General features: G+C 72.1%; 11 protein-coding genes and 1 pseudogene. 9 read left to right on the forward strand and 3 right to left on the reverse strand.

All coding sequences use genetic code 11. From position 1 onward, the window contains the following. The first annotated feature begins 23 nt into the window (after window positions 1-23). A complete protein-coding gene (locus tag ACFYM2_RS23815) occupies window positions 24-809 on the forward strand; it encodes a hypothetical protein (RefSeq protein ID WP_388838917.1) in 786 nt (261 codons plus the stop codon). Window positions 810-1,293: 484 nt separating this feature from the next. Here the strand turns inward: ACFYM2_RS23815 and ACFYM2_RS23820 are convergent, their stop codons facing one another. Then, a complete protein-coding gene (locus ACFYM2_RS23820; RefSeq protein ID WP_359007135.1) occupies window positions 1,294-1,749 on the reverse strand; it encodes a MarR family transcriptional regulator in 456 nt (151 codons plus the stop codon). 283 nt (window positions 1,750-2,032) lie between these two features. On the opposite strand from ACFYM2_RS23820, the gene ACFYM2_RS23825 reads away from it, so the two are divergent. Further along, the gene (locus tag ACFYM2_RS23825) at window positions 2,033-2,857 is read left to right on the forward strand and encodes a lysozyme (protein WP_359007132.1); all 825 of its coding nucleotides are present in this window, start codon (window positions 2,033-2,035) and stop codon (window positions 2,855-2,857) included. 125 nt (window positions 2,858-2,982) lie between these two features. Further along, complete coding sequence (locus ACFYM2_RS23830; RefSeq protein WP_359007129.1) at window positions 2,983-3,777, forward strand: trypsin-like serine protease; 795 nt, start codon at window positions 2,983-2,985, stop codon at window positions 3,775-3,777. Window positions 3,778-3,807: 30 nt separating this feature from the next. Here ACFYM2_RS23830 and lon read toward each other — a convergent pair whose 3' ends face one another. Next, window positions 3,808-6,225 carry an endopeptidase La gene (gene lon, locus ACFYM2_RS23835; RefSeq protein WP_388838920.1) on the reverse strand — a complete coding sequence of 806 codons (2,418 nt, stop codon included), beginning with the start codon at window positions 6,223-6,225 and terminating at the stop codon, window positions 3,808-3,810. A gap of 403 nt (window positions 6,226-6,628) precedes the next feature. On the opposite strand from lon, the gene ACFYM2_RS23840 reads away from it, so the two are divergent. The 3 genes and pseudogenes from ACFYM2_RS23840 to ACFYM2_RS23850 form a co-directional block, all read left to right on the forward strand. Then, a complete protein-coding gene (locus tag ACFYM2_RS23840) occupies window positions 6,629-6,982 on the forward strand; it encodes a hypothetical protein (RefSeq protein WP_388456712.1) in 354 nt (117 codons plus the stop codon). Window positions 6,983-7,049: 67 nt separating this feature from the next. Further along, a complete protein-coding gene (locus ACFYM2_RS23845) occupies window positions 7,050-7,730 on the forward strand; it encodes a GNAT family N-acetyltransferase (protein WP_388838923.1) in 681 nt (226 codons plus the stop codon). A 17-nt stretch (window positions 7,731-7,747) separates the two neighbouring features. Further along, window positions 7,748-7,957 (forward strand): annotated as a pseudogene (locus ACFYM2_RS23850) (DUF3626 domain-containing protein); the annotation flags it as partial. 90 nt (window positions 7,958-8,047) lie between these two features. On the opposite strand, the gene ACFYM2_RS23855 reads toward ACFYM2_RS23850, so the two are convergent. Continuing rightward, complete coding sequence (locus tag ACFYM2_RS23855) at window positions 8,048-8,683, reverse strand: rhomboid-like protein (protein WP_388838926.1); 636 nt, start codon at window positions 8,681-8,683, stop codon at window positions 8,048-8,050. A 708-nt stretch (window positions 8,684-9,391) separates the two neighbouring features. Here ACFYM2_RS23855 and ACFYM2_RS23860 point away from each other — a divergent pair. From ACFYM2_RS23860 to ACFYM2_RS23870, 3 genes are all read left to right on the forward strand, one after another. After that, a complete protein-coding gene (locus ACFYM2_RS23860) occupies window positions 9,392-10,060 on the forward strand; it encodes a spermidine synthase (RefSeq protein ID WP_359007118.1) in 669 nt (222 codons plus the stop codon). A 90-nt stretch (window positions 10,061-10,150) separates the two neighbouring features. After that, window positions 10,151-10,888 (forward strand): response regulator transcription factor, encoded by a 738-nt coding sequence (locus tag ACFYM2_RS23865; protein ID WP_350232620.1) that lies wholly within the window; start codon window positions 10,151-10,153, stop codon window positions 10,886-10,888. After that, window positions 10,885-12,075, forward strand: a complete 1,191-nt coding sequence (locus ACFYM2_RS23870) for a HAMP domain-containing sensor histidine kinase (protein WP_350232619.1) — start codon at window positions 10,885-10,887, stop codon at window positions 12,073-12,075. The genes ACFYM2_RS23865 and ACFYM2_RS23870 overlap by 4 nt, the downstream gene beginning before the upstream one ends. The last annotated feature ends 135 nt before the right edge of the window (window positions 12,076-12,210 follow it).

Consider the following 12,210-nt stretch of genomic DNA (forward strand, 5'->3'; position numbering starts at 1 on the left):
AAGCGTCGTGCAGACTGGCCGGCATGCACATCGAGCTCGCCTCCGTTCCCGGCCGCCCCGACCACCCCAACGAGGACTGGGCCGCCACGGCACTGCCCGCGTGCGGACTGGGCGGCGTGCTGGTCGTCCTCGACGGCGTCACGCCGCTGCCCGGCAATGGCGACTGCGTGCACGACGTGCCCTGGTTCACCGCACGGCTCGGCGGCGCTTTGACCGAACTGTCCGCTTCCCGGCGGGATATGACGCTGCCCGAGATCCTGGCCGCGTCCATACGGCGCACGGCGGACGCCCACCGCGACACGTGTGACCTTTCTCACCCTCGTACGCCTCAGGCAACCGTGGTGCTCGCGCGGTGGGACGCGGCGGAGCTGGACTATCTCGTCCTGTCGGACTCGGCGCTGCTCATCGAAGCGGCCGACGGCACGGTGCGGGCGGTTCTGGACGACCGGCTCGACCGGGTGCCGCGGGCCTCCCTCGCGTCCGACGCGCTCGCGGACGCGCTGGCCCGCAACAAGGAGGGCGGCTTCTTCACGGCGGCCGCCGACCCCTCGGTGGCCGCGCGCGCGGTGACCGGACGCGAGCCGCTGGCCGGGGTGCGGGCGGTGGTGGCCCTCACGGACGGCGCGACCCGCTGGGTCGAGACGTTCCGCGAGGGGTCGTGGGCGGACTGCGTGGCCCTGATCCGCAAGACGGGCCCCGAGGGCCTGATCGCCCGGGTGCGGGAGCTTGAGGTGGGGGACGGGGAGCGGGTGTTCCTCGGCGCCGGGAAGCGTCACGACGATGCGACGGTTGTGCTGGTGGAGGTGTAGGCGCGCCGGGGCCGGACCGCGCGTTTGCCCACCCGCCCACCCGCACACCCGGGTCAAAGGGTCCGGGCTCCCTGGGGCTCCGCCCCAGACCCCGTTCGGCCTGAACGGCCTCGTCCTCAAACGCCGGACAGGCTGAAGACGCCCACGCGGGCCCGCATCGGACATCCGGGGGGACGCGGCGCCCGACGCGAAAAGCGACCACGACCCGCACCCAAGAACGAACCCGATTAGGGGGCGCGGGGAACTGCGCGAAAAGCGACCACGGCCCGCACCCGAAAACGAACCCCAGCAGGGGCGCGGGGAACTGCGCAAGAACCGACCACCACCCGCACCCAGAAACGAACCCCTTCAGGGGCGCGGGGAACTGCGCGAAAAGCGACCACCACCCGCACCCAAAAACGAACCCCACAAGGGGCGCGGGGAACGGCGCAAGAAGCGACCGCAACCCGCACTCCAAAGCAAACCCGCAGGGTCAAACGCCGGCCTAATTGTCCGCCGCGGCCGCGTTCAGCTGGTGGAGGAGGCGGGCCAGCTCCGAGATCTCCACCCGGTCCCAGTCGGCCAGCTTCCGCACATACCGCTCGCGCCGAGCATCCCGCACCCGCCCGAACCTCGCCGTGCCCTCCGGCGTGATGCGGACCAGGGAGGCGCGGCCGTCCGCCGGATCGGGCTCGCGGGCCACGAGCCCGAGGTCTTCCAGGGCGTGGAGCTGGCGGCTCATGGTCGCCTTGCCCACCCCGAAGTACCCGGCGAGCTCGGTCGCGCGCTGCGGCCCCACCTCGTCGAGCCGTACGAGCAGCCCGTACGCCGCCGGTTCGAGATCGGGGTGGACCTCGCGGGCCATCTCGCCGGACGAGGCCCTGGCCCGCCGCAGAAAGACGGCGAGCTCGCGTTCGAGCGCCAGGAACTCCGGATCCGGACCGTGCACATCGGCTCCCATGCCATAGGTGTGTCGTGACGGCACAGTATTTCCCAGCGGGCTGTGCGTCCCGTGGCACGGATGGCGCCCGGGCCGGGCGCGGCTGAAAGTTTCCGCCAGGCCACGCCGTTCCCGCAGCGTGTCGCGGCCGCCAAAGGTCTGAACCATCGGCATAACCTGAAGCCTCTTTCGCGCCAACGGTCTACGTGCGTAGCGTCATCTCTGACATGTCCACAGCGATACGCCGACATGTCGACTCTGGCCGTCAAGTCCCAGCCCCCACCGAGCCTTTCGGAGGCACGCAATGCCCGTGCACAGATCCGGAACGGCCCGCCGCGGACCCCTCACCGCGGCCGGGATCCTCCTCTCCTCCCTCACCCTCGTCCTCGGCTTCACCGGCACCTCCGGCGCCGCCGACACCCCTCCGCGCGGCACCGCGACCCTGGGCATGGGCGTCGCCGCACACGACGGGGTGGGCGGTCTCCCCCGCGACCTGCGCACCGTCCAGACCGAAGGCGTGGACACCAGCAGCCACAACGGCAACGTCGCCTGGTCCACCCTGGCGAACAGCGGTGTGAAGTGGGCCTACGTCAAGGCCACCGAAGGCACGTACTACAACAACCCCAACTTCCCGCAGCAGTACAACGGCTCGTACGACGTGGGAATGATCCGTGGCGCCTACCACTTCGCCACCCCGGACACCACGAGCGGCGCGGCCCAGGCCGACTACTTCGCGGACCACGGCGGCGGCTGGTCGCGCGACGGGCGGACCCTGCCGGGCGCGCTCGACATCGAGTGGAACCCGTACGGCGCCGCCTGCTACGGCAAGTCGGCTTCGGGGATGGTCAGCTGGATCCGCGACTTCGTGAACGAGTACCGGGCCCGCACCGGCCGCGACGCCGTGATCTACACCGCCACGAGCTGGTGGAGCCAGTGCACCGGGAACTCCGGCGCCTTCGGGGCCACCAACCCGCTCTGGATCGCCCGCTACAACACCGACCCCGGCACCCTCCCGGCCGGCTGGGACTACTACACGATGTGGCAGTACACCTCGTCGGGCCCGACCGTGGGCGACCACTCCCGGTTCAACGGCGCGTACGACCGGCTCCAGGCGCTGGCCAACGGCTGACCGGGCCGTCACAGGAGAACGGGCCCCCGGCGTCGCGTACGCCGGGGGCCTTCGCGCACCCCGAACGGGCCATGGGCCGCACACATGAGCCCATGCCGCGCCCCGCATGCGTCAGGATGGAGACCATGCGCACCTTGGGAGTGGTGAAGCGGGCGGTGGCCCCGGTCGCGGCGGTCGCCGTCGTACTGCTGGCCGGAGCGGGCTGCGGCGGGCGCGCCGCCTCGTCCCCCCAGTCCGATACGGCACCGCTGGGCGGCACGCAGACCAGCGCCGTGCCGGCGCCCCTCACTCCCTCGGTCGGCGTGCTTGTCAGCGGCGGCGACCACTACTGCACGGCGAGCGTGGTGAACAGTCCGCGCGGCAACGTCATCGCCACCGCCGCGCACTGCGCCGCCGCCCATCCGGCCGACCAGCTGGAGTTCGCGCCGGGCTTCTCGGGGGCGGCGGAGGGGACGTATCCGTACGGGAAGTGGAAGGTGCGGGCCGCCCAGATCGACGGCCGCTGGACCACGGACCAGGACGACGCGGGCGACTACGCCTTCCTCACGCTGGAACCGGACGCGCGCGGCCGCAGCGTGCAGAGCGTGGTCGGCTCCTCGACGCCGGACTGGGGCGCGGGGCCCGACCAGCGCGTCACCGTCGTCGGCTACCCGGTCGAGGACCACAACCCCGAGAACCGCCCCGTCATGTGCACCACCGACTCCCACCGGGACACCGAGGTCGGCGCGATGATGCGGATGCGCTGCGGGGGCTTCTGGGACGGCACGAGCGGCAGCCCCTGGCTGACCGGATACCAGGGGCCGGACCGCATGGGCCGGATCATCGGGGTGCTCAGCGGCGGCGACACCGACGCCGAGTCGACGGCCGTCCTGTTCGACGCCGGGGCCCGCGCGCTGTACGAGCGGGCCACCCGCGCCTGACGGCGGCCTCCCGCGCGATAGGCCCGGGGCTCAGGCCGCCGCGGCGACCGCGACCTGCGCCGGGGAGAGCGCGATCTCCAGGACCTGGCGGACGTCGGTCACGGGGTGGACCTCCAGCTTCTCCAGGACCTCCGGCGGGACGTCGTCCAGGTCGGCCTCGTTGCGCTTGGGGATCACCACGGTCGTGATCCCGGCGCGGTGCGCGGCGAGCAGCTTCTGCTTGAGCCCGCCGATCGGCAGTACCCGGCCGGTCAGCGACACCTCGCCGGTCATCGCCACGTCGGTGCGCACCTGGCGTCCGGACAGGAGCGAGGACAGCGCGGTGACCAGGGTGATGCCGGCGCTCGGGCCGTCCTTGGGGACCGCGCCCGCCGGGAAGTGGACGTGCACGCCCCGGTCCTTCAAGTCGCCCACGGGAAGCTCCAGTTCGGCCCCGTGCGAGCGCAGGAAGCTCAGCGCGATCCGCGCGGACTCCTTCATCACGTCGCCGAGCTGACCGGTCAGGGTCAGGCCCGCCGCGCCCGTCTCCGCGTCGGCGAGGGATGCCTCCACGAACAGGACGTCGCCGCCGGCGCCGGTGACGGCGAGCCCGGTGGCCACGCCGGGCACCGCGGTGCGCCGCTCGGCCGGGTCCTGGGCGGACTCGGGCACGTGGTGCGGGCGTCCGATCAGGTCGCGCAGGCCGCCGGGGGTGATGGTGAACGGCAGCTCGCGCCGGCCCAGTTCGTGCTCGGCGGCCACCTTGCGCAGCAGCCGCGCGATGGAGCGCTCCAGGTTCCGTACGCCCGCCTCGCGGGTGTACTCGCCCGCGAGCTTGCGCAACGAGGCGTCCTCCAGGACGACCTCACCGTCTTCCAGGCCGGCCCGCTCCAGCTGGCGCGGCAGCAGGTGGTCGCGGGCGATGACGACCTTCTCGTCCTCGGTGTAGCCGTCGAGCCTGACCAGTTCCATGCGGTCGAGCAGCGCCTCGGGGATGGCTTCGAGGACGTTGGCGGTGGCGAGGAACACCACGTCGCTGAGGTCGAGCTCGACCTCCAGGTAGTGGTCGCGGAAGGTGTGGTTCTGCGCCGGGTCGAGGACTTCGAGCAGGGCGGCCGCCGGGTCGCCACGGAAGTCGGAGCCCACCTTGTCGATCTCGTCGAGCAGCACGACCGGGTTCATCGACCCGGCCTCCTTGATGGCCCGGACGATCCGTCCTGGCAGGGCGCCCACGTAGGTGCGGCGGTGGCCCCGGATCTCGGCCTCGTCGCGTACGCCGCCGAGCGCGACCCGCACGAACTTGCGGCCCATGGCGTGCGCCACGGACTCGCCGAGCGAGGTCTTGCCCACGCCGGGCGGGCCGACGAGTGCGAGCACGGCGCCCCCGCGGCGGCCTCCGACGACCCCGAGCCCGCGTTCGGCGCGGCGCTTGCGCACCGCGAGGTATTCGGTGATGCGTTCCTTCACGTCCCTCAGGCCCGCGTGCTCGGCGTCCAGGACCGCGCGGGCGCCCGGGATGTCGTACACGTCGTCCGTGGTCTCGTTCCACGGCAGTTCGAGGACGGTGTCGAGCCAGGTGCGGATCCAGGAGCCCTCCGGCGACTGGTCGCTGGCGCGCTCCAGCTTCTCGACCTCCTTGAGCGCGGCCTCGCGGACCTTCTCGGGCAGGTCGGCGGCCTCGACGCGGGCGCGGTAGTCGTCGCTCTCGTCCTCCTCGCCGCCCTCCCCGTTCAGCTCGCGCAGCTCCTTGCGCACGGCGTCGAGCTGGCGGCGCAGCAGGAACTCGCGCTGCTGCTTGTCCACGCCTTCCTGGACGTCCTTGGCGATGGACTCGGCGACGTCCTGCTCGGCGAGGTGTTCGCGCAGCTGCTCGGTGGCCAGCTTGAGGCGGGCCACCGGGTCGGCCGTCTCCAGGAGTTCGACCTTCTGGGGGACGGTGAGGAACGGCGAGTATCCGGAGTTGTCGGCGAGCGCGGAGACGTCCTCGATCTGCTGGACGCGGTCGACGACCTGCCAAGCACCGCGCTTCTTGAGCCAGGCGGTGGCCAGGGCCTTGTACTCCTTGACGAGCTCGGCCACGTGGCCCGGCAGGGGGTCGGGCAGGGTCTCCTCGACCCGAGCGCCCTCCACCCAAAGGGCGGCGCCGGGCCCGGTGGTACCGGCGCCGATCCGCACGCGGTGACGCCCCCGGATGAGGGCGCCGGGGTCACCGTCGGAGAGCCGCCCGACCTGCTCGACGGTCCCGAGCACACCGGTCGCGGCGTACGTCCCGTCGATCCGCGGCACGAGCAGCACCTGCGGCTTGCCCCCGTCCGGCCCGGCAGCGGCCTGCGCGGCCTCGACGGCGGCCCGCACCTCGGCATCGGACAGATCGAGCGGCACCACCATCCCGGGCAGCACGACCTCGTCGTCGAGCGGCAGCACGGGCAGGGTGGTCGGTGTGGACGGTGCCGTGGACTCGGTAGCCATGATCTCCCCTTCGGCAGTCAAGTTGAGCTATGCAGACTCAATGCTTGTGAGTGGAGGAATGTTCCCCGAGGCCCGTTCGCTCTGAGCGATCACCCGGGAACTGTCCTATGCCGGTAGCCCCGGCGCTTTCCAATCCCTCGTACGGATTCGAGGTCGGGTACATCGAGCCGCGCAGCTCGGAGCTCGGCGTCCGTTGGCGGATGATGCCTGGGCGGTTCGAGGACTCGGCGCCGGTACGCGGGTTCAGGGGTGTCTCGCACGCACCGGACTACTTCGTACGCCGTGACGACGGCTCGGCGCTGGTGATCGACAGCCGCCCAGCGGATCGCCGCAAACCGAGGGACTGGTCCAGTTCGAGGCGACACAGGCGGCCTGTGACCAGGCGGGGTGGGTGTTCCCGCTGGTGGGGGCGCCTGACGCGATCATGGTGCGCGATGTGAGGTGGTTGGCGGGATATCGCCACGCGCGGCACCGATTGGAGCCGGTCGTCTTGGCCCTGCGGGATGTGTTCGTCGAGTCGCGTCCGCTGGACACCGGCGCGACGGAAGTGAGTGACCCGGTCTCGGTGCTGCCGGTGCTGTTCCATCTGCTCTGGTTGCACCACCTGGCGGTAGATGTGTCGGTGCCGCTGCATGCGGAATCGCTTCGGCCCCACAAATTGGGCAGACCCCCGTGCAGGCGGACTCCCTCATCCCACGGGTCACGGCCCCAGGCCGGTGCAGCCTCCGGCCGCATCGGGGACCGCTCAGGGCCGTAAGGTGCTCCACGAGACTGCATCTATTACCACTTCTATTACCACTACTGCACACCACCAGGGGGCGGTCATGACAACGGTGACGGCGACGGATCGGGAGACAGGGACGCCAGGGACGCTCGGGGCGCTCGTGCGGGACTGGGTTGACGGGTGGGTCGTCTCGCGTGGGACCTCCGATCCGATGGCGCGGCCCTGGGGCTGGACCATCGACGCCGGGCAGGCCCATCACGTGGCGCGCCATGTGCTTCCCGCGCCCAACGAGGCGGACGTCCGCGCGCTGGCGGACGGTGCGCGCGTGCCCGGGATCTGGCTGAAGCTGTTCGCCGACGACGACACCGTGCGGCCGTGGCTCGGTGAGGGCTGGCGATTCGACAAGCCCGGCTTCCTGATGACGGTGCCACTCGCCGCCGAGCGCCCGCGCGTCCCGGCCGGCTACACACTCACCTCGTGGACCCGGGGCGGCGTAACCCGCGTCCTCGTCCGCACCGCCGACGGCCACTTCGCCGCCCGGGGCCAGATCGCGCCGACAGGTCCCACGGCCGTGGCCGACCAGATCGAGACCGCTCCCGGCCACCGGCGCAAGGGCCTGGGCGGCCTGGTGATGCGCACCCTGCAAAACACCGCCCATGAGGCCGGCGCCACCACGGGAATTTTGGTCGGCACCCCCGAAGGCCGCTCCCTGTACACCTCCTTGGGCTGGAAGACCCGCTCCCCCATGGCCAGCCTGACCTTCGGCACGCTCCCGGCCTGAACACGGCCCGCGCGGATCTGTCCAATGGCGGCCGGACTGCGTTCCCCAGCGGGGCGCGGGACGAGTGGGAGCGGGGGCTGTTCGGGGGCGCCTACCACCGGCAGGGGGTGCGGCCCGAGGAGCGGCCCAAGTACGGCGCGCTCAATCTGTTCGGCCACACCGACGGCGCCGCGCCCCGCTTCGGCTCCTGTCACGTACGGCTGCGTACCGAGGTGAATCAGCGGTCCACGTTTGCGCTCGCCAAGTGGATCTGCCGCGCCCACTCCCCGCACGGCCTCCTCGACGCCCGGGTGCTCGGGCATGACGACGCGCGGTGGTCAGCCCGGCTGCGCCGGGAGGCGTACGCGGCGCACCGCCGGCCAGCACGCCACGCCCACCAGGAGCGCTATCGGATGGCCCCACGCGGCCAGCGGGTCGGCGATCTCCAGGAGGTCCTGTGCGAGCAGCACCCCCACCACGGCCAGGATCGTCCAGCGGAAGAGCGGCACGAGCAGCCCCGCCAGGGCGCCCACCGTGGCCATCAGGCCGAAGCTGATGCCGTAGTCCAGGCGGTGCAGCGAGCTCTCGGGCAGCTGACCCGCCAGCACGGAGAGCGCGACCGGGATCTCGGTGGCCAGGGTGGCGACCACGTGCCCGAGCAGGAAGACGCCCGCCGTGCGCCAGCCGCCGATGCGGTACTCCAGGGCGGCCAGGACGAAGACGAAGACGACCGCGTAGGGCGACAGGACGCCGCCCGCGATCCACAGCGCGCTGGCGACGATCGCGAGGACCGGCCGGGTCGAGAGGTGGGCCACGTCGGTACTCGACCCCTGGAGCAGCGCGTCCACGGTGTCCCGGTCGCCGTACTGGGCGTACAGCGATGTCGCCAGGAGCAGCAGGGCGTAGCCGAAGGCGAACGGGGTCGCGGCGGGCGAAGGCAGCACCCGCCGCATCCGGCCGAGCCCAACGCCCACGCCTGACGCCGGGCCCGGCTCGCCCGCCGGCACGCCGGTCGCGGTGCCGGGGGTCGTGGCGGAGGCCGTACCGGGCGCCGTGGCAGACCGGACGCCACTCGCCAGCGCGGCAGCGGAAGGCAGAGCGGGAGCCGAGGGCAGGGCAGCACCCGAAGGCAACGCACCCGCAGAAGGCAGAGCGGGAGCCGAAGGCAGAGCAGCACCCGCAGGCAACGCACCCGCAGAAGGCAGAGCGGGAGCCGAAGGCAGAGCAGCACCCGCAGGCAACGCACCCCCAGAAGGCACGGCGGCACCCGCAGGCAACGCACCCGCAGAAGAGAGGGCGGCCGCCGGACGCATTCCGCGACGCGTCGCGTTGGGCGGCGCGGTCGTCGGAGGGGCGGGCGGCCGGGTTTCGAGCGGGTGCACCGGGTGAGGCCCCTTCCCCGGACCGCGGCGAACCGCGCCCCGCATCAGGCCGCGCCCGCGTCGCCCGGCCGTGTTCCGTACTCGCTTACGTCCCTACAACGCACACCCTCCGCGAACGACTCCGGCCGCGTCTATGGCGTGCGCCACAGCAGACAACCTTTGACGCGTCCTGTGCGTCGGGGGCTACCAGCACGTACCCGGCCCCCGGCCCGGCCAACCGTGGGCACAGCGCCCGGCGCGCCCCGGGCCGGGCCCGCAATACACGTGCGCGGCGGCGCCACGAACGGCATCCTCACGGGCATGGACGACATCGCCACTCTCGACCGGCGCCAAGGGCCCCACGGGGAAGTCGTACTGCGCCGGCGCGGGACGCATTTCGAGATCATCGCCAATGGCTGCTTCCTCATGGACACTTCGGACGGCCGCTCGGAGCGCCTGCTCGTCGATGCGGCGTACGACACACTCGCGCCGGGCACCGCCCGCCCCTCGCTGCTCATCGGCGGGCTCGGCGTCGGGTTCTCCCTCGCACACGCGGTCAGGGACGCGCGCTGGGGCCAAATCGCCGTGGTGGAGCGGGAGGACGCCATCATCGACTGGCACCGCGCGGGTCCACTCCACGCCATTTCCGGGCCGTCCCTGTCCGATTCGCGTACCCGGATCATCCACGCCGATCTGGTGGATTACGTACGTACCGCCCAGGACACCTTCGACGCGCTGTGCCTGGACATCGACAACGGGCCCGACTGGACCGTCACGGAGGGCAACGACCATCTGTACTCCCCGGCCGGACTCGCCCACTGCGCACGGCGGTTGAGACCCGAAGGGGTACTTGCGGTCTGGTCGGCCCAGCCCTCCCCGGCCTTCGAGCAGGCGCTCCGGAATGCCGGATTCACCGGGGTACATACCAAAGAGATCCGAGTTGCCCGGGGCGTCCCTGACGTGGTCCATCTCGGCGTTCGCCCTGCGTAGCCGAGAGGCGGAAAGTGCCTCTAGTCTCTGACCGACACAGGGGATCACCCCACGGATCCCCGGGCGAGCACAGTCAGGGCGGGGCAACCGATGGAGCAGACTCACACCGGCCACAACGGCGTCGCGGCGACGCCCGGCGCCCAGCGCAGGGTTTTGGTCGTCGAGGACGACACGACGATCGTGGACGCCATCGCGGCCCGGCTGCGGGCCGAGGGCTTCCAGGTGCAGACGGCCGTCGACGGCCCCGCCGCCGTCGACACCGCCGAGGCCTGGCAGCCGGACCTGATGGTCCTCGACATCATGCTGCCCGGCTTCGACGGCCTTGAGGTCTGCCGCCGGGTCCAGGCCCGCAGGCCCGTGCCGGTCCTCATGCTGACGGCGCGTGACGACGAGACGGACATGCTGGTCGGGCTCGGGGTCGGCGCGGACGACTACATGACCAAGCCGTTCTCGATGCGCGAGCTGGCGGCCCGGGTCCATGTGCTGCTGCGCCGCGTGGAGCGCGCCGCGCTCGCCGCGAGTACGCCGCGCACGGGCATACTCCGCCTCGGCGAGCTGGAGATCGACCACGCGCAGCGCCGGGTACGGGTGCGCGGCGAGGACGTCCATCTGACGCCGACCGAGTTCGACCTGCTGAGCTGTCTGGCGAACACCCCGCGCGCCGTGCTCTCGCGCGAGCAGCTGCTCGCCGAGGTGTGGGACTGGGCCGACGCGTCCGGCACGCGCACCGTGGACAGCCACATCAAGGCGCTGCGCCGCAAGATCGGGGCCGAGCGCATCCGTACCGTCCACGGCGTCGGATACGCGCTGGAGACCCCGGCGCCATGAGCCGGGCCGGAGACCGGGCCCGGCAGCTGCGCGGCAGTGGCGAGCGGCCCGGCTGGGACGAGCCGGGCCGGCGCGGCAGCTGGGCCAGAGCGGGGCGGGGCCTGGGCGCCCGGATCGCCGCCGGGCTCAGATCGGTCTCGATATCGATCAAGACGAAGCTCGGCTCGCTCGTGGTGGTCTCCGTGTTCATCACGACGGGCCTGCTCATGGTGGCCCTGCAAACCCGCACCGAGCTCCGCTTCATCACGGTCTTCTCGGTGATAGCGACCCTGTTGATCACCCAGTTCGTCGCGCACGGGCTCACCGCCCCGCTCGACGAGATGAACACGGTGGCCCGCGCCATCTCGCACGGGGACTACACCCGCCGGGTGCGCGGCGCCGACCGTCGCGACGAGCTCGGCGACCTGGCCGGCACGATCAACCGCATGGCCGACGACCTGGAGGCCGTCGACCGCCACCGCAAGGAACTCGTGGCGAATGTCTCGCACGAGCTGCGCACGCCCATCGCGGCGCTGCGGGCGGTCCTGGAGAACGTGGTGGACGGGGTCTCCGCGGCCGACCCGGAGACGATGCGCACGGCCCTGAAGCAGACCGAGCGCCTTGGCCGGCTGGTCGAGACCCTGCTGGACCTGTCCCGTCTGGACAACGGCGTCGTGACGCTGCGTGCCCACCGCTTCGAGGTGTGGCCGTATCTGTCGGGCGTCCTCAAGGAGGCGAACCTCGCGGCCGCCCAGCGCAAGCTCTCCTCCGGTTCGGGCAACCACCAGCGCACCGACGTCCATCTGCACCTGGACGTGTCGCCGCCGGAGCTGACCGCGCACGCCGACGCGGAGCGGCTGCACCAGGTCGTGGCGAATCTCATCGACAACGCCGTCAAGCACTCGCCGCCGCACGGCCGGGTGACGGTACGGGCCCGGCGCGGCGCCCAGCCCGGCTCGCTCGACCTGGAGGTCCTCGACGAGGGCCCGGGGATACCGCAGTCGGAGTGGCACCGGGTGTTCGAACGCTTCAACCGGGGCACCGCGCCCTCGCCGCACGGCCCCGGCAGCGACGGCGGCACCGGGCTCGGCCTCGCCATCGCGCGCTGGGCGGTGGATCTGCACGGCGGCCGGATCGGGGTGGCCGAATCGGCGCGCGGCTGCCGCATCCAGGTCACCCTGCCGGGGCAACCCCGCCAGCAAAGTTGACGTAAAGTTCGAACCGGAAGCAGTCGTTCTGCGTGGTGTTCCACGGAGGCGGCCCTTCCGGCGCGCGGCCCAGGGGGCCGTGGCCGTACTGCCGCGTACCCAAAGGGACGCGATGAAGAGCGGAACCACGCTTGT

Origin of the sequence: Streptomyces sp. NPDC006711 (genome assembly GCF_042869775.1) — a bacterium.
GTDB lineage: Bacteria > Actinomycetota > Actinomycetes > Streptomycetales > Streptomycetaceae > Streptomyces.